Origin of the sequence: Fischerella sp. PCC 9605, assembly GCF_000517105.1 — a bacterium.
Taxonomy (GTDB): Bacteria; Cyanobacteriota; Cyanobacteriia; order Cyanobacteriales; family Nostocaceae; genus PCC9605.
On sequence record NZ_KI912152.1, the window covers coordinates 78172 to 99092 of the forward strand.

Here is a 20921-nt window from a genome sequence, read left to right on the forward strand (position 1 = left end):
TATAGGCGTTTGCTCAAGAAAGCTCTAGACCTCGCAAAAAAACCTCGACAGCAGTTGCTACCATAATATCTGGACTAATTTTTTGAGCATCTGGTTGTAGAAAAACTTCACGTGTGAGAATATAAGCAACAAGTGAACCAACAAAACAGCGTGCTGCTGCTTCTGGGTTCACAGGCTTGAGTACTCCCTCTGACATTTGCTTTGTCAGGTAGTGAGTTAAGAAGGCTATTGAACGACTAGGCCCAATAGTATTAAACATCTCGGCTACTTGGGGTTGTCGGAATGCTTCCCCCAAGAGCAGTTTGATCGTGGGGAGCAATGTAGGGTTCTCTGAGACTTCCAGAAAGGCTTTACCAAAAATAGTCAGTGCATCCTGCGGAGGCTTGCTCATCAATTCCTCTTGGCTGTGGAAGAGCAATTGCAACACTGGTAAGCGTTGTTCGACCACTTGCTTAAATAAATCGCTTTTATCCTTAAAATAGTGGTAAATCAGACCAGGTGAGCCAATTCCCGCAGCCGCAGCAATATCCTTGTTGGTTGCTCCCTCAAACCCTTTACTGGCAAAGACCTGCAAAGCACCATCAATGATTTGCTGTCGCCGACCCTCAAAGTCTTGCTCGTCGCGTCGAGGCATAATTAATAATTGATTGACTAATCAATTAACAATTTAGCACAAGTAAAGGTTGTGTTGCAAAAACTCGTTGAAAAAATGGGTGGTGTTCTAGTACTACAACGAGACTTGAGACGGGTCTTTGAGCTTTTGTAATCGTCGTTTTCGGTGGGAGCGATAAGCGGCCCAATTGCGCTGTTGTCGATACTCCAACAGAGCTAGTAACTGCTCAACACTCAAAGGTGGAAGTGTAAGTACCCAGCAGAGCAGAACTTGAGTTTGAGGCAGAGTTAACAATAGAGTTTTTTTAAGACGGCATTGCATACGTACCAGAAAATGATGAGCTAGCATCACCAAGGTCATATGATGATGCCACCCCCGCCAGGAACGCACCTCATAATCGCCCATCCCCAACAATTGCTTACCTTGTTCAAAGCAAGTTTCAATTGGCCAACGCATTCCACTGATGCGAACTAGGATTTCAATTGCAGTATCTGCAGGTGCATTAGAGAGGTATAGTTTCAAAACTCCAGTTTCTACGTGGCGCCGCACCAATAACCAGACTTCACAATCCGGTAGTTTGTTACGACGATTGATGACTCGTAATGCTGCAAAAGTAGCCATCATTGGTCCGTTTGCCCCTTCTTTAATGATATGAGTACTCCAATGGAATGGTTGTAGTTGCTCAACGATTTCCTGAATTGTTTGGGCTTTGGGATCTGCCTGTGCCAGTTTTTTGCGTTTGGGTGGCTGTCCACGTCCTCCATATTCTGGAACTTCCACAAGGGGGCGCTCCAACCAAACTTGAGTTTGCGGCAGAACATCGGCTAAGTAATACAAATTCAACTCATCAATGGCATCGAGGAAAGCAGGGTCTTTGCCATAGTCTTCATCACACCTCACCCACTGCCCTTGAATCTGACCGGAATTCACAATTGTTCGCAGCATTTCACGGGCTAAGTCAAGTTTTGTGGCAAATTTCAAGTCCTGTGGCACCCCACACCGCTTGCGTCTCGTGGCGTAGGCTTCGTCTTCTAGCCATTCAATAGGCATATACAATCGACTATCGAGCAAAGTGTACCCCAAACGACTGGCATAACCTAAAAATACTCCAGCTTGACAGTTCGCCCGTTTTCCCAATTCTCCACAATACTGTCGTTTCACTCCCACTGAATTTTGCCCCTGCTTGGGAAAATCAGAACCATCGAAGATAAAAACACCATCAGCTTCTCCCAAGGTAATATTTACCTCATGCCAATGCTGTTTACGAATCGCAGTGTCCTCCCATTTACCTTCTCCCAAAAATTGCTGCATGGCTCGCACGGCATTGGCAGGAGCGCCATACAATTGCAGCATAATTGGTTCAATCGATTTGCGTGGAATGTCCAGTAATAATCCCTGCAAGTATTGCTCTGCCCAATGTCGCTGTTCAAAACGTCGAAAAAACGGATAGTAGATTGCAACATACTCTTGCAATTGAACGGCTAATTTTTTGATGTCTTTCGTTGTGAGATTTACTTCCGGTGCTGTTTCTAACAGTTGCACAGTAGACTTCCCTAGCTTCATCTAGAGAAATACTAGCTCATGTAAGTCTCGTTGTAGTACTAGGGCGTGTTTTAAAACTATAGCCATAGAAGGGGAGAAGCTAGAGTCAGCATTGCATGGTAGTTTTGAACATTTTTCTCATAACGTGTAGCAATTCGGTGGAACTGCTTTAAGCGGTTGAAACATCGCTCAACTGGGTTTGTTTGGTGGTAAACCGATTTGTCAAACTTACCCCATCGCCGTTGATTTGATTTACGGGAAATGGTAAGCCGAATGCCTCTTCGCCGCAGATAAAGACGAATTTTCCGGTTGTGTTGCAAAAATATTTGAGGTAATAAAATCCCTCTTATTCGGTTTGATTTATGCAACAATCCCGAAGATGTCTGCAATAAATTTTACTTGACTTACAATATCCCCTTTTTCCACTTTTTGAAACTGATCCTTCCAAATCATGTTCATTGTTTCATAATTATGATAACGGCAAAGAGTCAATTTGGTGTCTCATTTGAGACAATAGCTTACTTTTTCGGCCGTAATCCCATGTATTGGTATCGCATTTACTTGTCTTTGGGTCGAGCCTCCATCGTTGGCACAACGATCAAAGACCCCGCGAAACTCCCTCAACACCTGGTCGGGGATGAAAAGCATACCTGGCTCCACAAAAAGCGAGTCTTTGTCCCCACTACGGCAGCTAATGGCTGTTTTTTAGGAGCAGCCCCACTGGCGGCACTGCCACCCGCTATGAATAAAAGAAACTATTTTGTAGAGAGTAATCAACGAGTACATTGATAATTATCCTGACAGTTAAAACCGAACCCACAATAGTGTGTTGAGCCTGAGCGCGGAGCATGGGGACAGGGGCTTTATGGCGATGACATTGGTGAAGGAAAAATTTCCTATCCCGTTTGAAAGATTATCTATGAATACATCCCCAGGTCAGGACATATCCATAATAACTATATCCGAGTTTCAGCCATGAAATTACTACCAAATCAAGATCATAACCAGCCTGTATCGGTGGAAAAAGTATCATCCACTTTAGATGAAATTAACCACAATGCAGCAGGAATAGACCTTGGTAGTGGAGAACATTGGGTTTGTGTGCCCGCAGATAGAACTGACAAAAATGTTCGTCGATTTGGGTGCTTTACCCCTGATTTAATTGCAATGGCAGATTGGTTAAAGGAATGCCGCATAGATACCGTGGCCATGGAAGCCACAGGAGTTTATTGGATTGGAGTGTTTCAAATTTTAGAGGCCAAAGGTTTTGAGGTCAAATTAGTCAATGCCCATCACGTTAAAACAGTACCTGGGCGCAAAACAGATGTGTTAGATTGCCAGTGGTTACAAAAGTTACATACTTATGGACTACTGTCTGGTTCTTTTCGCCACGCCACATGCTTCAAGTCGGCATAGCCGCCCAACGCAGTGGCTCCGGAAGACCAAATTTGTGTGCTACGTAGTTATATCCGTCAGCGAGACAGCTTAATCAAGAGTGCTAGTACTCATGTACAAAGAATGCAAAAAGCACTCATACAGATGAATTTACATCTCCACAAAGTCATCAGTGATGTAACTGGTTTGACCGGGATAAAAATTATAAAAGCAATCGTTGCTGGCGAACAAGACCCAGAAATTTTAGCATCTCTCAAAGACCCACGCATTAAAAGCAGCACAGCAGATATTGCTAAGGCATTAACTGGTGATTACCGTCGTGAACATTTATTTGTCCTCCAGCAAGAATTGATTTTGTATGAAATTTATCAACAACAGATTGCTGCTGTTGACGCTGAAATCGAAAAATGTTTAGTATCTTTTGAACCTAAGACTTTAGATGAACCGCCGCCAACGGGGAGAAAACGCAGAAAAAAACCAACTGCAAATCATCCCAATTTTGATTTGCATAAGTATCTTTATCGGATGACAGGAGTAGATTTTACACTGATTGATGGCCTTGATGCTTTAACTGTTCAGACCATTTTATCTGAGGTCGGATTAAACCCAGAACGTTTTCCTACAGTTAAGCATTTCACCTCTTGGTTAGGTTTATGTCCTGGTCAAAAACTGACTGGCGGTAAGCTCAAAAGTTCTCAAACTCGTACTGTTGTCAATCGAGCAGCCAATGCTTTCCGTATGGCGGCTCAAACTATGCAGCCGTAGTAACTCTGCTTTAGGTGCTTATTACCGTCGGATGCAAGCTCGTCTGGGCGCTCCCAAAGCTATTACTGCTGCTGCTCATAAATTAGCGCGTATTTTTTATCACCTTTGGACGAATGGTGATACTTTCATTGACCCTGGCATTGATGCTTATGAGCAACGGTATCGAGAGCAGGTAGTTAATCACCTTAAGAAAAAAGCTTTGGCTTTTGGTTTAGAACTCACCCCCATTTTTGACTCAACGCAATGTGTTTCTTGAGAGTTAAGCAACTTTGATGAGATGACTCGCCGACTCTTTTGATTAATTCGCTATACCCCTGATAACCTCGTAGATACTGCTCCGGGATTGAACTACTTTGAAGAACTGACTCAAAATTGTCTAAAATTAACAGACAGCGCGAATCTTGCAGATATTTGATCAAATGCTCTATTTTTTCATCGACATTATCTGACAATTCCTCTCGCTGTTGGCTAGAAATAGATTTAATTAAGTCTGCCAATGTATCTGTGATTGGAGGACAATTACAAAGGCTATACCAAATAACATACTGAAATTGGTCTTTAAGCTGTTGTGCTAGTTTCTTGGCTAAGGTTGTTTTACCTATGCCTCCCAAACCTAAAATTGCTACCAATCGATAGTACTTATCCTGGATGTAATTCTTCAAGACATCCATGTTGAGTGAGAGACGGGACATAAAAGCTGCTATTGCATTCTTTAAAGATGCGGATGATTGCATACTTGGTATTGATTACGACAAAAAGTTAAGAAAAGAGAGAATTTAAGTATAAAATTGTTTAAGCACTGCTAGGCTTAAGGAAAGAATTGAAAATAGAGTCGCAAAAATTGTCCCAACTTCCAGCTATCCACTTACATCGCAGATGTAACATTATCTCTGCGTTATTTTGAAGCCAAAACTTACTGTTTCCCTTCATACGTAGGTTAACAGCTTGACGAATTAAACTTTCAACTGCACCACTACCAAGTGGTAGCTGATGAGCTGCAACTAAAGGATAGTTTAATAGCCGCCTACGATAAGCTTTGAGAATATAATTTCGCTCTCGAATTAAAATTTTACAACGCTCTCCAGTAGCTCTTGCAATAAATTCACCCATATCTCTCATTAAATTTAGAGCTTGACCTTTTTTTAAAGCTTTACGAGCTTTTTTAAACCATGATTGACGCTCATTCTCTGTGTTAAAAGCAGCATCGGCGAAATCTTGCAAATGTGATGCAGCGTGATAAAAATCTAATAGTTGATAAGTTGCAGGAGGACATTTTAGTTTCTCCAATAAAGGCGGAATATGTTTCCAAATCCATTCAGCGCCATCAGCAATAAATAATACCTGTTTAGCTTGATTTATCCCGAAATCAACTAGATACATTTCCAAAATATTTAGAAAATCTTCATAACCCGAATATGTGCCGTCATTGGTAATAGGAATTGATGATGTTCTAATTTTTTTACCATGTTCATTCACTGCATAAATAGTTAACAATTTTGGCTCAACCCATTCTCCCGTGAAGCCTAGCCGATTGGTTTTCAGCTTACGTTTACCTTTTTTATTAATCCTAATTCTTGTTCTGCCACCATCTACGGCAATTACAACGCGCTGGTCTTTAAGAACATTACCTGTAGGTAAACAGGCTTGCTCTAATCTTGATAATTTAGATTGACGTAAATTTATTCCAATTTTACCAAAGTAATATGTTAGCCGTTCTATTCGTTTTAGACTAATGTTTATACCCCAATCTGTTAAGATTTTACGTGCAGCTTCAAATGAACCAGCAATTGCTCCATACTTAGCAATTGTTGCCCAAACACAGGGTGTTAATCCTTCTTCTATCCCTAACCATCTTAAGGGACAAAATCCTACTTTTGAAGATTTTCCTTTTTGTTCTGATTGATTGTTACTTTCAACTACATATGGTAGTGACAGAGTGATTTTCACATTCCCAACTGTTAATATCTGTCGTTGATAATTACCATGTTTTCTTGTTTTTTGATTCCACCAACTTTTTGTTTGAGTGATTGCTGTATCTAGAGCATCTTTAGAGTGAGAAAGTTTATTTAGTAAAAGTGCTACACATTCTCCAGAAGACAGTTAATGCGGTATTTCTAATTTCTTCTTCCCTTTCTTTAAAAGTCTGCCCAGACCATTCACTAATATTTGTTATTTCTAAAAGTTTCGTAACTTTTTCTTTAAAATCTGACACTGATTTGCTTAAATCTAAACTTGAATGTATATTTTTGTTCATGAAGTGTAGGCATTCCCTATTTTGACATTAAATCTCAAAATCATTACTCAAAGGGAATCCTACACCTTTTTGTCACCAGAAGATAAGTAAACATCCATCAAGATAGACCACTTTCGGATACTCTAAGTAATAATCCTAGTTAATAAAGTATATATTTTATCAGATTACAGGGTTTAGTCGTTAGCGATCGCTCGTTTTTGAGCCGATTTCAGAAAATCGCGTTGCTCCCGAGGGGCGATCGCACTGCAAGATAGGGGCGTATTTCGAGTATTGGGATGACCACACCTTGGGCTTTCATGGCACGCTGTTGGCTAAAACCACAATCATCCTTATCCCCTTTAAGCGATAATAGATAGGGGGTTTGAAAAGTATTTTTTGGGATACGGAGTGTGAAAAGATTAACTGAACAAGAAAAACAAAATATTCTGCAACTTTATCGTCAAACAAACGAAACCACCACAACTTTGGCCTCAAAATACAATGTCACTGAATCAACGATTAGCCGTCTGTTAAAAAATTCTTTACCGATGCAAGAGTATGAACACCTTATTCGTTTAAAACGAGCTGCTCGTTGAACGTGGTACATCTTTATCTAATCGCAAAGCTGTAACTAGTATTTTTGGCTCAGCACAGTCAATCAGACCAAACAGTTGCGATCGCTCATACCAAACGCACTGCTGGCACACTAGGCGTGATTTTATAACCAGCACAGATACAGCAAATTGTGATGACTCAGGCATACCTGCAATGCCGCTACGAGTGTCATGCGTAATCTCTTACCCTGCTTGAATGGGTGCGGGCGTGGAATTTTGAATTCAAAAAATGGCTTCGACAACAGACTTCAAGCCTTGCGATCGCAAAACACCTAACGCACTACTGCCCAACAAGAGGCGCAGGGGCAGAGGGCAAGGGGGCAAGGGGGAAAATTCGGAGTTGGAATCCATATCTGTGAACTCAGCTACAAACCCTCTCCCTGCAAAGTGCTCCCCGCCCCCTGCCCCCTGCACCCCGCTCCCTGCCTCTTCAACTGTCCTGCTTCAGAAAATCCACTGTCAGTATGAAAGCGATCGCTTTTGGGATAGCAGCACCCGCAAGGGGCGAAGGTAAACAAATCGCCGTCAACAATTATCGGATGATTTCTCGGGCTGGGCTGTTGGTGTTCATCTGAGCACAAACGGGCTACTGTACTCAACTGAGGGCGTTGCTTGCGGCTATCCCTACCATGCAATAGGCGATCGCTCATAGTAGGTGCAACAGTTCGTAAACTGGCGTTTGTCACGCTCATAGCTCGCAGCTTTGCCTCGTTGTCCGAGACGCGAACTAAATCCTCTTCCCCCTACTCCCTGCTCCCTGCTCCCATGCCGCTTCTCTGTGCAGCAGAGAGCTTGGGGTCAGCGTACCCGTGGGGGGTAAACTGTACGCTAGGGGAGCAATCCCTTCCTCGCAAGACTTATAGAGATCGCCCTTCAATCTGTAGCATCGTCCAAACTTCTTTTAATCGACCGTTTAATCAAGCCTTGAGAACGAATTTCTTGGGCTTGCTGGCGATCAAGATTGTCTTAACGTACACTAATCCCCCACGGGTACGCTGACCCCAACCACATTGGTGCGATTTGGAATTTCATCCATTACTACAATGCCTCTCTGCCAGTCAAACTATCCTTACCTGTTTAGCACTACCTGATTTTTTTCTTTCCCATTTTTCTAAAAGGGCTAAATCCTTAAATAATTTGGCAAGTAGTTGTTTTTGCGGCACAAAAACTATTAAAACGGTGGCGATCGCCCAATGGTTTTTGACCCTTGCGGCTAACAAACACGGCAGCATTGGGGCTGTGGTCATTACTGAGGAATTGCAACTCCTCATACAAATCCTTGGGGATAATGACTGTCCTGGTTTCGTCACCCTTGCCGAACAGCGTCACTTGTCCTTGTCCGTCGCCTCATATCTTGCACCTCTAAGTACAAAACCGTACAAAGCAAATATATGCGCGATAAAGGTACATTATTTTTATGGGCTTTTATCCCTAAATCAAGGACTTTGGAATTAATACTGAGTGACTAAATACCATCAATTTTTCTTGGTGCAAGATGTGAGTCGCGGTTGGGACGAAATCCCGCCAAGTTAACCGAGCGACTTCACCGACTCGCGCCCCAGTGTAGTAGATGAACTTAATAAGTGAGCGATCGCGTCCTGGTGGAGTCAGCGCAATCATAGTCATAACTTCCACTTCGCTGAGAATCCTTTTTTATAAGGCTTCTCCAATTGTGATGAGAAATCCGGGTTTTGCATCTGCGATCGCCACCTTGCAAAATTGTTCTAGGGCTGGTGAATTACGTCAAATAGATGTTTAGCTATATGAATTACCCTAGAAAAAAATATATCTAGAAAATGTAGTAATAAGCTATTTGATGGTTTTGGTTGAACAGATGCGATCGCTGTGAGTACATTGAGGGTGGGGGCTTCCACGATGCCGTTAAAGTTAGAAATCCTGCCATGTTAAAATTCTCCTTGTAATCTTCATTTAGCGGTGGAGATAAGTACCTGGTAAATAATTTCTACGTTAATAGTAAATATTATTAACATGACGGAAAGTAATTTTGAACCTATCACTGCTGTCATTAAAGTGAGCGCAGGTGCAGCAACTTCTCCAATAAAAAATAAGCTGGAGCGCAGTGAGATTATTATCAAAGCGCTAAAAAAATTGGGTTTTGAGCCGGAACATCCACCTGCCGATTTCACTGGTGTATATCAGTACGCATTGGTGGAGTATGGTGTTGACAAACCAGAACCAATCCTACAACTATTTCGGCAAAAAGAAATCGTCCAAGCTTTCCGCCAAGCATTTGAGCAGAATGAGCGATCAAGTCTTCCGAAACCAGTGGAAGACTTTCTTGATTGGAACATATTGGGAGATCAGATCCGAGAACTAAAAAAAATTAATATTCGGCAGGAGTTTGCCAACTTTAAAGCAGTCTTTATCAATGTTGCTAACCGCACACGGAACCCTGCAGAGGTGATTCGAGATCAGAAGATAGACGATTTACAAAAGAAATTAGATAAAATTCAACAACAGTTAGACCATTATCTTGCACACCCACCACTGACTCTTAATGAACTCTGGCAAGAACTCAAAGCATTTGGTTTCCGTACTGACAAAATGGGAGTTGTGTTAGTACAAGAGGAAACTTTGGGAATGTGGACACCACAGAGTACTTACCCAAAACTGGTGAGCCTAGGTAGTCGTATTCGCTTTGAGCTGAATATTGAGAGTACAGGATATTTACTACTTTTAGAGAAAAACACATCAGGGGAAGTGTGGTGCTTGTGTCCGTCATTTTTAGCACCGCAACCGTACTTGAGTGCGGGCAAGAACAGCTTGCCTCAGCAGGACGCGCCAATAACATCTTTTCAACTTGAAGGTGCCCCGGGTTTAGAGCAAATTTTGGCAGTGATGTCTAAGGAAGCCCCTTCCATAAAGTGGTTGCCTCAAGGGAGTGATGAACCCCTGCAATTGAATGAAGGCTACTTAATTGAATTGCTAAAGTACGTGAACCAAAGCGAAGACTGTAAGGTTCTTTATACCGAATATACAGTAACAGCGTAAGTAGCACCTGAAACTAAGAAGAGAAATAGTATGGATGAACAGCTTTTCCAAGACTATCTTCATCTCAGCTAATGGTTATTCAACGAAACAACAAACCACTTGACAGATGGCTATGGTATCTTCGCTACTTTCTCTACATGTTGGTATTTTTCTAATCAAAAATCTCTCCTCATAGTACTTTTAGGTTTGTAAACTTGCTATGGTTTATTGATTTCATTCACGTGTATTGTGGTTAATTTTGAGAGCGATCGCTCCCAAAAGTACCTAACCAAAACCTGATTATCTTGTCAGCCATTGTCATTACATATTATGGCAGTTTCAGAATAAACCCAGCAGTCTTAACTCGATTTTTTGATTAAAAATATTAATTCGTACTCCTACACCATCGTCAATATTTAATCACTAATTATTCACTTCATTTAGCTATTTCCTAATAGAAAAACCGTTCGTACAGGATTCTTCAGTTTGTAAACTTGTTATTGGTTATCGATTTCATTCACGGGTATTGCACTTAGTGCGGTTATTCAGGAACACTGCTATTCCTCTCTAATAGAAAAATCTCAAGTTAGGGAGTCTCGTCACACCACTCAACATTCGTTAGAGGAGTTGTGTCTCCCTGACAAATCCAGGCTCCCCAGTAAAACGGATGTTGAAGTGGCTGCTCATCTTCAGAGCAAGCAACTGCTACCTGAGAATTGAATTCCTGAACATTAAACAACTCTTTGAGAACTTCAAGTCCTAGCGGAGACTGACGTAGCTCTCGAATTGTAATTGTTCGTACATAATTTTGGGCTTCCCGTAATGCTTCAGCACGCCCTAGACCACTCTTCAGATTGTCGAAGAAGTAATCCATCAGCAGCGCCGTTGCTCTACCTGGTACTTCCCACAAGCTCATAACAAGAGTTTTAGTCCCTGCTACAGCAAAGGCGCGACGTAGCCCAAAAACTCCTTCCCCAATCCTAATGTCTCCCCTAGCAGTATTACAGGCAGACAATACAGTGAGTTCATTAGCCCAAAGATCCAAACCTGCTATTTCTTGAGCAAAGACAAAGCCCTTTCCAGCACCTGAAGGAGGAGTTCCGCCCAAAAGCCAAGAATTAGCACCTGCTAGCGCTAATCCTGTCCTTAACATTGGATCTTCTAGTTTCATCTTAAAGAAACGTTTATCGCTCAATATCCCAGATACTAAGGAAGATGATTTATATTGAGGATCTGGAAGGAAAAGACCATGAGTAGCAATAAGCATAATTTTAGGACATCGATCACTCATAAGCCGACTTTCTAAAGCCTCATTTCCAAGGTATAGTTCTACTCCTTTCAATTTATTAGCAACGCTTTTACCTAAGAAATAAGTGCTAGGAACACGAGAGAGCCGATTTTCCTTCAGTGAATTAAGTAATTCTGATACTGGTTCTAGAATTTCGGAGGATGGCTCATTTATGACTTCTTCTCCTAAGTCAAAATTAGGATCAGCTATGACCAAGGGAGAAAAGGCAGGACGATTAGATTGAACTTGATAGCGAAGAATCTCTCGTCCCACATCTAAGTATGAGATACAAAACTCATCTGTCAGCAAGCGACATCCTGTTTCATCAAAGGGTAGTATTTGAAAAGGAACTAGGTTCAAATCTCCATCAGGTGCAATTATTAAGTGCTTGTATCCACTTACGGCTTCCCGTAGTGGATAAAAAAGTACCTGAGTTAATTGGATGGCAGCTGTTTTGTTATAATATCTCTGGTTCAATTTAAGTGTGGAGTCAGACTGCCACATTCCTAATGATTCTTCAGAACTATCTGCTGCTGAAGATCGAAGCTCTTGAATTTTCCTACCGATAAATTCTGCGTCTTCAGGCAAAGGAATCATTCTTACAGCATCTGGTTGTTGAGCAGGCAAGACAAACGCTAAATATCGTACAGCTTCAATCCCACTTTCTTTATAAGTGGGAGCAACTTGAAAATTGTATACATTAGAACGGACAAACTCCACCAAAACTGAGTCTTTGGGTAATGCTGTGGCTATCTTGCGGTAGTCAATAAGGTGCTTCTGAAGTTGAATCTCTGGTACTTGAGCTGCCAGCTCTTTTTGTAAGATATTGTATTTAGTTTGAAGATTAGCTAATTCTTCTTGATAAGAAACACTACTGTCTATTCCTGTAAAGGAGAAGGTCTTATCAATTATTTGTTCGCTTAAGTCACGAAGCTTTTGAACATCTCCCATTAAATGTGAATAACGTCCGCTGAATAATGCTTGATTTTGAGACGCTAGAGCGGACATAGTAATGGCTTTACGCTTTAACACAAGTTCCAGTCCCGAATATATTGCTTGAGGAGATTCGGGAAAATATTTATGAATCAGAGATAAAAAACCATTCATATTGCCTCTAATCGTTTGAAGATATGCAAGGCGATCGCTCTCCGAACTAAAGGCAAATATACGATCGATTGTCTCATCCTCAATCTGGAGCGCTTCCAACAATCTGGAAAATGCATCTTCATAACGATCTGTGGCAGCAAGAAAATTAGCTAGGTTGCTTAAATTCAAACCTACATGAGGATGATTCTCTCCAAAAGCATGTTTTGTTTTCTGTAGTGCTTTTGTATATATTTGCTCAGCTTCTGGATAGCGACCTTCTGCATGGAATAGTGTCGCTAGATTATTTAAGATAACTGCTACAATTGGATGTTCTTCTCTATGTAACCGCTGGTTTATACTCAATGCTTCATCATATAGCGATTTTGCCTCTGAGAAGCGCCCTAGGGTGCAATAAATTTCTCCTAAATTATTCAGAAAAAGTGTTATTTCAGGATGATCTTCTCCAAGTAAACGTTTGTATATTTCTAGAGCTTCTTGAAGTAGTAACTCAGCTTCTGAATAACGCTCTTGCAGATAGTTAAGTAAGCCTAGATTATTTAAACCAGTTGGTATCATTGGATGTTCTATTCCAAGTATCCTTCTATTTATGTCTAAGGCTTTTACACACAGTGACTCAGCCTCTGAATAACGGCCTTGTTCACGATAGATTTCTGCTAGGTTATTTAGATTAGCAGCCACTTCAATATGTTCTTCTCCAAGTATCCTTCTATTTATATCCAATATCTTCAAAAATATTGTCTCAGCCTCTGAATATCGACCTTGTACTAGATAAATAAGACCCAAACTATTCTGAATTTTGGTTACTACGTTTGTGTATTGGTTTCCGTAGATATTCCTATTCACCTCCAGGGCATTCAAACATAATTGCTCGGCTTCTGAGTAACGCCCCTGCGAGCGATAAATTTCCGTCAAGTTAAGCAAAGTAAATGCTGTTTCAGGATGTCCCTCTCCAAACGAACGATTGCTGATTTCTAAGGCTTCCAAATACAATGACTCGGCTTCTGAATACTCCCCTTGAACGTGATGAACTATCGCCAAATTTTGTAGATATGCACCAATATCAGAATCATCTTCACCCAGTAAACGCTTGCCCATCTCTAAAACATCTTGACGGAATTTTTTAGCTTCTTCGTACCGTCCCTGTTCAAAGTAAACATTAGATAAATCACTTAGGGTCATAATTGCATCACGGCATATTCTAGAATCCCACTGATCTACCAACCGTACATATATGTCTAAGGCTTTCGCATGTAATGATTCTGCCTCTAAGTATTGCCCACGGTATTGATGGAGCTTAGCTAAGCTATTTAAGATATCTGCTACATTAGGATGCTCTTCTCCTCCTAGTAGACGCTTGCTTATCTCTAAGGCTTCCTGATATAGTAATTCAGCATCTGAATATCGCCTCTGATTACTGTAAAGAATAGCTAAGTTAGTTAAGCTGGTTAGTATAATGTCGCTTTCAGAACTTAAATGCTGTCTTGCTAAGTCTAACGCTTGTTCAGCAACAATTGTTGCTTGATTATATATGCCTTGTTGCTCAAGTTGAACTGTCTTTTGATTAAGCTGTCTCCAAGCACTTAGATATTCTGTCATTTCTCGCCCCATTTACCTCTCTACCACCTATACTGCAATAATATAGTCTTCAAAATCTACCGATTCTCCAATAACGTAAAAAGATGCGCGAAGTCGCTACCTGATTTTTATTGGTTTTTATCGTCAAATTAATAATTCTAGTTTAATGCTGAGTAATTAAATTACATCAAATTTTATTGGTGCAAGATGTGAATTGCTGTTAATCGAGATGGATCTCAGGAGAAAGAAAGCGCAATCGCACCCAGCTTTAGAATGCGATCGCACTTTAACGAATGGTATCCAAAAGCCAAACAGAAAAAATTAATCCAAGCTAGTCAAACTACTAAAGAGGGTATGGGGTCAGCGTACCCGTGGGGGGTAAACTGTACGCTAGGGGAGCAATCCCTTCCTCGCAAGACTTATAGAGATCGCCCTTCAATCTGTAGCATCGTCCAAACTTCTTTTAATCGACCGTTTAATCAAGCCTTGAGAACGAATTTCTTGGGCTTGCTGGCGATCAAGATTGTCTTAACGTACACTAATCCCCCACGGGTACGCTGACCCCTCATATCACGTATTGATGCAGAGGGTAACTTTGCTCCAGGTAATTGTTTGTGGATACCCAGAAAAGAGCGTTATCGTCAAATACACTTATTAAAAAGGAAAGAATTGCTGATTTCTCAAACTTTACCCAAAGCATTAGTTACAACTGGTGAGGTTAAGATTTCACCAAATATTATTCAGGCAATTATCAAAGCTCATGCAGCTGGTGAAGCCAATATAAATAAACTTGCTACACAATATAAAATTAGCACCCAAGATGCAATAAATATTATCCTTCACTACATTTAAATCATATAATTTCTGGCACTAGCAACTTTACCTATGGCAGTGGCGAAATCACACACCAACAATTAGCACTGATGCGTGTTCTTTCCGAACTGTGCGAAGGATGGTGGTTTTGGAATGAAGATAGCGACACTGGCGTAATTTTTCAAATTCAAACCTAAAATTCAGACTAAAAATCTACACACCATATATCTCACCACTACTTATCCTAAGTAGCTGGTTTTTTCTTTAAAAATAAATATTTAGTAGGGAGTATAATTACAACTCGATATCGCTATCTCGACTCGGAAAGAACTGATATTGCCTTTGTCGCGCAGCCGCAATCTCTGAGGGAGTATCATATTCAGTAGCCTTTGTACCAAGTTGTAATTCTTGATATAAAGGCACACCATCACCGTCATTATCACTCAGAAGAATCTTAGTCATGATATGAGCAGGGGCAACTTGTGCAAGGCGGTTAACTACGTTAGCAACAAACTCGTTAGATGCTTCGCAACTGTCAAGATATTTAATAAAAGCATCAGCACAAGCCTCAGTCATCTTCGCTGGGTTTTTAACCCCTGCCTCGACTATGAAATCATCATAAATCGCTTTCTCATTATCAGTAAAATTTTCCTTACAAGCTTGCTGGATGATTAACTCAGCCTGCTGTTTTTGTATAGATTCCATACTACAAATTTTTAGCTATAACGATTAACAGTATCTTCTGAAAATATTAAGTATGGGCATAGCGATCGCAGAAAAATGCATCCATGATTTATATTATGGGTAATTGGCCGTAATCATACATATGATGCAAACAACCTATTAATATGTCTCATTGCTCGCTAGTCAATTCAATCCCGATACCAGAGATTCGTTCCCGCATATCTGCGTTACCCTACAGAAATTATTTTTCCGGATTTCCAGCTCTTTTTGCGGTTAGGTGTACTAAAGTTGAAATTATCTAGTAGGCAGTATCAAAAACTAGGAGAAGCTTTAATTGATGCTTTTTGTGATAAATCATCACTAGAGCAGATGTTGTTGTTTGAATTAGATAAAAATCTAGATACAATTGCAAGGAGTAGTAGTTTACAAGCAATTGTCTTTAATTTAATACAGACGGCAGAAGCTCAGGGATGGTTTGAAGACCTAATTCGTGCTGCATATAAGTCAAATCCTGGAAACCCACGCTTAAGAGCTATTGCTGAAGAATTGTTACCAAATTTTTATTCGGAAACACTATCTCCTCCTTCATCTAACACTTCAACGGGACAAAGTACTCAGCAACAAGAAATTTTGATTTTGACAGCAATTCCTCACGGACTGTATTTGGATAAAGAGATTAGAGAAATTGAGGATGCTACCCGCAGAGCTACAAGACGGGATTTGTTTGAAATTAGGACAAGAACTGCTGTGCGTCCTCAAGATATTCGCCGCGTGATTGCGGAAGAACGCCCCCAAGTTGTCCATTTTTGTGGACATGGCTTGGAGGATGGCAGTTTGGTGTTGGAAGATGAGGGGGGAAATAGTAAACCAGTATCACCGGAGGCAATGGCGACACTATTTAAATTGCACAGTGATTATGTTAACTGCGTGCTACTCAATGCCTGTTATTCAGCAAAAACTGCTGAGGCAATTAGCCAATACATTAATTATGCGATTGGGATCAATCCGCTGATTGGAAACAAAGCTGCGATCGCCTTTGCTGTAGGTTTTTACGACGCATTGGCGGCAAATCGATCGATTGAGGAGGCTTTTAAGTTTGGTTGTGTGGCGATTCAACTCGAAGGCGTACCGGAAGAGTTAACCCCTGTCCTCCTTAAAAAAGTAAACAAACCTCCTACAGTCGATATTGTTGAGGGACAGAATATTCAAATTGGCGATCGCATCTATCAAGATGCTGTTAAAGTAATCCTTAATCTTGACTCTCTAATCAGCGCAATTACTGGCATTGCCAATCCTTTGATTAAAGACAAGCCTCAGCGCAATGAGATAGTCATCAAATTATTAAAACAATTTAACCTTGACCCTGAACATCCACCTGCTGATTTTAGTGGTGTTTATGCCTATACCCTAGTAGAATACGGCATTGGTAAACCCAAGCCATTCCTTGAACTTTTTCGCCAAGAAGAGATAAAACAAGCTTTTTGCAAAGCATTCGACCATAATAACCCCTCAATTCTTCTCTCTGAAGTTGATACTTTTCTCAATACCTATGCATTAGGGGATGAGATTAAAACCTTGGGAATTGACATCAGACGAGAAATCGCTACCTTTGCCACGGTTTTTATCGAACTTGCTAAGCGCAGCAGCCAACAGCAACCTACCAGTCGCGCTCAGGCACTTGCGCGTATTGAGTTGATTAGGGCAAATATTCTTGATTTAGAAGTAGATGTCATTGTTAGACCCACCAATATAAATCTCTCTTTTGGGGGAGAGATGAGTCAGCAGATTCTAGAAAGAATTGGTTACGATTTGTACCAACAATTGCAGAACCAACCTCAAATACCTGTTGGTGAGGTACTTGTAACAGATGCCAGTTCTTTGCCTGCTCGCTACTTATTTCATGCACCAATCGACAAACACATCAACGCTACGGTCACAACTGTTGCAAAGGCAATTACTGCCACTTTAACAAAAGCTGAGAGCGTAGATCGTGTCCGGACAATAGCATTTCCTTCAATGGGTACTGGTGTTGCGGGTTTAAACCCTACTAAGCTGGCTCCAAAAATCTTAAGAATTGTTGCAAGTCACTTAGAGCGTGGAAGTAAATTAGAAAAGGTTATTTTTGCTTTTATAGACGAAGTTACATATCAGGCTTATATCAGTGCTTACCAAGCATTGCTTCAAGAAAACTTTGTTACTTACGAAGTTTTATTAAATACTTCTGCCGAATCAGTGACTATTGGTGGAGAACTTGAAGTTTCAATACGTCTGGGACAACCTGGAAGTAGCGGGAAGGAAGCTTATGTGTTCCAACTGCCACAGAGTGAAGCTGTAGGATCTGAACTTAATATATTCTTGACTGCCCCTAGTTTTAAGTTCAATGGCGATAACACAACAAGTTTGCTGCTAGACTCTGATACTTCTCAAATAGCACAAACTGCTCATTTCCACCTCACTGCCCTTCGACCGGGTGCAAATAAAATCAAAGCAGAACTATACTGCGGGGATAGTTTTAAGGACAGCATAGAAATTGAGGTACAAGTTGATTCGTTTAATGAAAGCGAACTACACCCACTTATCGCCGCCCGATCGCGTCCCGTTGCCCAACCAGATATAATTCTCCAAGTGCGAACTACTTGGAACGCAGATATCTTTGCGTGTACTTTCAATTATCACATTGATAGCTACCAATCACGCTTGTTATTTGCTGACGATGTTGACTACACATCACAGTCTTTATCTGCTACTTGGATTGAGCGATACTCCGAAGGAGTCGCTACCTGCGGAAGCCGCTCCGCGTCTACGCGATCGCACTCGTTATTAAAATCCACCCTTGAGGAAGCCGCTACTAGCCAACCGGAAGATTTCCGTTCTCGTCTTGCTTCTCTTGGTCAATACCTGTTTAAATCCTTACTCCCAGAGGAAATGCAAAATACTTTCCGTACGATAGCAGGTTTTAACCGCCCTTTCACCTTACTGATTTTGGCTGACCAAGATGCTTGCTTTCCTTGGGAATTATTGCATGATGGGCAAAAGTTTTTAGGAGAATACTTTATTATTGGACGGTGGCTATGGGAGTTAGAAAAGACACGTCCCTATGAGTTTCCCGTAGGTGCGGTGAATGTTGCCCATTATGCCAATGTGGAACAGCCGGAAATCTGGACTGAGCTTTTGCAGCCAACGGGCGCACCACCGCCTATTCCCTTGGTGGGTGGTGTACTGGCAGACATTAACTCTACGGAATCCATGCGGGGTTTGCATTTAGTGCGCTTTGGTCAGTCATCGGATGCAGCCGACAGAGAAAATGCCCCTGTGCAGGTTGATGGCAGTAATACTTACGACATTGAAAGTGAGGTACAACCCGCTAAGTTAAGCTTGCGTCGCAACCGTCCCCTTGTTACTTTGGGCTACCTGAGTGCGGGTCAACCGGAATTGACAGTGCTAGAACAAACCTGGGCTTCTACATTTGTACGAGCAGGTTGCAGCGTCTTTGTTGGTTCCCTTTGGGCAGTGCAACCAAATGTGGAAGCAGCTTTTGTTAGTGCTTTTTATAACAGCATTTGGTCTGGTCAATCTTTGGGTATGGCGTTCCAGACGGCTCGCAGATTGGCTAAGACAGTTGTACCTGACTCCTTGGACTGGCTGGCTTATGTGCTTTTTGGCGACCCAATGGCGCGTCCTTACCGACCTGTGCAAGGAAAAGGCTATGCTGTGGTTGAACCCATTGGTCAAGAAATTGATGACCCTGTATCCCCAGGAACAACAATCCGCTTTCGCGTCAGCCTGCGCCGCACACCTCCTGTATGGTACGAGAATCGGTTGATGGAGGTGGCTGAAGATTTAACTTTTGAGGATTTACGTGTTTTTATCGTTACGTCCGGATTGCAGGTAACTCCTGATGATTCCATACTTATCAGACGCACAGCAACCGGAGATTATCTGGGTTGGTTTACGCTAATTGTCCCTGCTGAGATGGAAAGTCGGTCAGTGTTAGTTCAAGTTTACTTTGAGGACGGAGTGGAACCCGTTCACAATTTGCGTTTTGCGCTGAATGTTGTGAATCGGGATGGTGAGGGGCAATGAGAGGAGTTGGCAGTCCAGTAGGTGTACAATTGGCTAGTTCTTGCTTGGAAATATTAATTGAGAAAGATTACTACTCAATTGGACGTTGGAGGTTTTCCAAGCCGGATGATAAAGTCTTGGAAGTGCTGAGTGAAGAAATTTTAGACTGCTTTGATGCTTTGAGAATAACTATTAATAAAGAAAAAAGCCTCAAGCTAGACGCGGATTTGTGCCATCAGTATTTGGTAAAGTTAGCTGAGTGGGGACGGACAGCTTACCAAGCGTTTTTTGGTGAAGACAGACCAAATAAAATCCTCACCAGTCGCCTGAATGAAAATGTAGCTCCTACCTTTGTTTCTGAAGTTACGCTCTTTCCTTGGGAAGTTTTGTTTGAGGGGAGTGAGGAGGACTACGAACAGGGAAATCCTGAGATGTTTTGGGGACTACGCTACACCCCGGCTCGGATTCTCAACCCAGAAAAAGATATCGCAGATTATGTTTTAGAGCAAGCGCAACCTTCAGATATGTTGTTTTGCTTACATCACAGATTGCTTCATGCTCACAAAAAGGAAAGACCAGAAATTGAAAGGTTGGTAAGGGTGACAGCAAAAGACCGCTTTACGTTGTTGGGGACAACTTGCAACTTGACAAATGGTAAATCTTGCGATCCGTTGGGGGATGATTTACTCAAATATCTTTACAAAGCCAGCCACAATATGTTGCATTTTGCTTGTCATTGTAAGGAAAGTAAGCTGGGAGATAAATTGCTGATTTCTTTTATTAAAGATGACGAGATAGCAGAAAATGCCTTAGTGTTGGAGTTGGAAACTTACAAATTTTTGTTGCGCCAGGGGAAATTTCTCTGTCAGCCATTGGTGTTTCTTAATGCTTGTCAGTCGGCTGGGGGTGCGGATGAATTACGGAGGACTTTCAATTTACCCAAGGTGTTTATTCAGCATGGTGCGGCGGCGGTGATTGCTACGGCTTGTCCGGTTCCGGATATGTTTGCGGCGGCGTTTGCAAAGGTGTTTTATGAGTTTTTTCTAAGGGGGATGGTGGTGATGGATGAGACTGGGGAGAAAGTCGTTAAATTTATGACAATTGGGGAAGCTTTACGGGCGACGAGGTGGTATTTTTTGAAGGAGTTTAATAATCCGTTGGGGTTGGCTTATGGGGTTTATAGTCCGGCGAGTTATCGGGTGGGAGAGCAACCTGTTTTGGCAAAATAAACTGATCACA

General features: G+C 41.6%; 15 protein-coding genes and 5 pseudogenes. 9 read left to right on the forward strand and 11 right to left on the reverse strand.

The features are described from left to right. Positions 1 to 13: 13 nt before the first annotated feature. The 3 genes from FIS9605_RS0130385 to FIS9605_RS41375 form a co-directional block, all read right to left on the reverse strand. Positions 14 to 634: a TetR/AcrR family transcriptional regulator gene (locus FIS9605_RS0130385; protein WP_026735930.1), complete on the reverse strand. Its 621-nt coding sequence runs from the start codon at positions 632 to 634 to the stop codon at positions 14 to 16. Positions 635 to 727: 93 nt separating this feature from the next. Then, on the reverse strand, positions 728 to 2155 hold the full coding sequence (locus FIS9605_RS0130390; protein WP_197036176.1) for an IS701 family transposase: 1428 nt from the start codon (positions 2153 to 2155) through the stop codon (positions 728 to 730). A 77-nt stretch (positions 2156 to 2232) separates the two neighbouring features. Next, positions 2233 to 2544 carry a transposase gene (locus FIS9605_RS41375; RefSeq protein ID WP_082209885.1) on the reverse strand — a complete coding sequence of 104 codons (312 nt, stop codon included), beginning with the start codon at positions 2542 to 2544 and terminating at the stop codon, positions 2233 to 2235. Positions 2545 to 2626: 82 nt separating this feature from the next. On the opposite strand from FIS9605_RS41375, the gene FIS9605_RS44470 reads away from it, so the two are divergent. Beyond that, positions 2627 to 2944, forward strand: a complete 318-nt coding sequence (locus tag FIS9605_RS44470) for a hypothetical protein (RefSeq protein ID WP_051470195.1) — start codon at positions 2627 to 2629, stop codon at positions 2942 to 2944. Between the two features lie 228 nt (positions 2945 to 3172). Beyond that, positions 3173 to 4571: pseudogene (locus FIS9605_RS38720) on the forward strand (IS110 family transposase). Here the strand turns inward: FIS9605_RS38720 and FIS9605_RS0130415 are convergent. Further along, positions 4534 to 5049 carry an NB-ARC domain-containing protein gene (locus tag FIS9605_RS0130415; RefSeq protein ID WP_082209886.1) on the reverse strand — a complete coding sequence of 172 codons (516 nt, stop codon included), beginning with the start codon at positions 5047 to 5049 and terminating at the stop codon, positions 4534 to 4536. The pseudogene FIS9605_RS38720 and the gene FIS9605_RS0130415 overlap by 38 nt on opposite strands. 58 nt (positions 5050 to 5107) lie before the next feature. Next, positions 5108 to 6569, reverse strand: a pseudogene (locus FIS9605_RS41980) (ISLre2 family transposase). A 389-nt stretch (positions 6570 to 6958) separates the two neighbouring features. On the opposite strand from FIS9605_RS41980, the gene FIS9605_RS0130430 reads away from it, so the two are divergent. Further along, positions 6959 to 7144 carry a helix-turn-helix domain-containing protein gene (locus tag FIS9605_RS0130430; protein WP_026735935.1) on the forward strand — a complete coding sequence of 62 codons (186 nt, stop codon included), beginning with the start codon at positions 6959 to 6961 and terminating at the stop codon, positions 7142 to 7144. A gap of 240 nt (positions 7145 to 7384) precedes the next feature. Here the strand turns inward: FIS9605_RS0130430 and FIS9605_RS46255 are convergent, their stop codons facing one another. The 4 genes from FIS9605_RS46255 to FIS9605_RS0130450 all read right to left on the reverse strand — a co-directional run bounded on the left by FIS9605_RS46255 (position 7385) and on the right by FIS9605_RS0130450 (position 8788). After that, on the reverse strand, positions 7385 to 7513 hold the full coding sequence (locus tag FIS9605_RS46255) for a hypothetical protein (protein WP_269321083.1): 129 nt from the start codon (positions 7511 to 7513) through the stop codon (positions 7385 to 7387). Positions 7514 to 7527: 14 nt separating this feature from the next. Next, positions 7528 to 7854, reverse strand: coding sequence for a hypothetical protein (locus FIS9605_RS0130440; protein ID WP_026735936.1), 327 nt, complete (start codon positions 7852 to 7854; stop codon positions 7528 to 7530). 436 nt (positions 7855 to 8290) lie between these two features. Further along, positions 8291 to 8491: a hypothetical protein gene (locus tag FIS9605_RS43295; protein ID WP_155960588.1), complete on the reverse strand. Its 201-nt coding sequence runs from the start codon at positions 8489 to 8491 to the stop codon at positions 8291 to 8293. A 102-nt stretch (positions 8492 to 8593) separates the two neighbouring features. Beyond that, positions 8594 to 8788, reverse strand: coding sequence for a site-specific integrase (locus FIS9605_RS0130450; protein WP_072032440.1), 195 nt, complete (start codon positions 8786 to 8788; stop codon positions 8594 to 8596). Positions 8789 to 9151: 363 nt separating this feature from the next. On the opposite strand from FIS9605_RS0130450, the gene FIS9605_RS40090 reads away from it, so the two are divergent. After that, positions 9152 to 10174, forward strand: coding sequence for a DUF4384 domain-containing protein (locus FIS9605_RS40090; RefSeq protein WP_051470196.1), 1023 nt, complete (start codon positions 9152 to 9154; stop codon positions 10172 to 10174). A 565-nt stretch (positions 10175 to 10739) separates the two neighbouring features. Here FIS9605_RS40090 and FIS9605_RS0130460 read toward each other — a convergent pair. After that, positions 10740 to 14144, reverse strand: coding sequence for a CHAT domain-containing tetratricopeptide repeat protein (locus FIS9605_RS0130460; protein WP_026735940.1), 3405 nt, complete (start codon positions 14142 to 14144; stop codon positions 10740 to 10742). 591 nt (positions 14145 to 14735) lie between these two features. Between FIS9605_RS0130460 and FIS9605_RS0130465 the strand changes: the two genes are divergently transcribed. Further along, on the forward strand, positions 14736 to 14975 hold the full coding sequence (locus tag FIS9605_RS0130465; RefSeq protein WP_231510511.1) for a hypothetical protein: 240 nt from the start codon (positions 14736 to 14738) through the stop codon (positions 14973 to 14975). Between the two features lie 255 nt (positions 14976 to 15230). Here FIS9605_RS0130465 and FIS9605_RS0130470 read toward each other — a convergent pair whose 3' ends face one another. Further along, entirely contained in the window at positions 15231 to 15641 is a 411-nt protein-coding gene (locus FIS9605_RS0130470; protein ID WP_026735942.1) for a hypothetical protein, read from the reverse strand. A gap of 267 nt (positions 15642 to 15908) precedes the next feature. On the opposite strand from FIS9605_RS0130470, the pseudogene FIS9605_RS41985 reads away from it, so the two are divergent. The 4 genes and pseudogenes from FIS9605_RS41985 to FIS9605_RS0130480 all read left to right on the forward strand — a co-directional run. Continuing rightward, positions 15909 to 16697: pseudogene (locus FIS9605_RS41985) on the forward strand (effector-associated domain EAD1-containing protein); the annotation flags it as partial. Positions 16698 to 16865: 168 nt separating this feature from the next. Further along, positions 16866 to 17264: pseudogene (locus tag FIS9605_RS43300) on the forward strand (hypothetical protein); the annotation flags it as partial. Positions 17265 to 17366: 102 nt separating this feature from the next. After that, positions 17367 to 19703, forward strand: a pseudogene (locus FIS9605_RS41990) (macro domain-containing protein); the annotation flags it as partial. Next, positions 19700 to 20911, forward strand: a complete 1212-nt coding sequence (locus FIS9605_RS0130480; protein WP_026735943.1) for a CHAT domain-containing protein — start codon at positions 19700 to 19702, stop codon at positions 20909 to 20911. The pseudogene FIS9605_RS41990 and the gene FIS9605_RS0130480, both read left to right, overlap by 4 nt. The last annotated feature ends 10 nt before the right edge of the window (positions 20912 to 20921 follow it).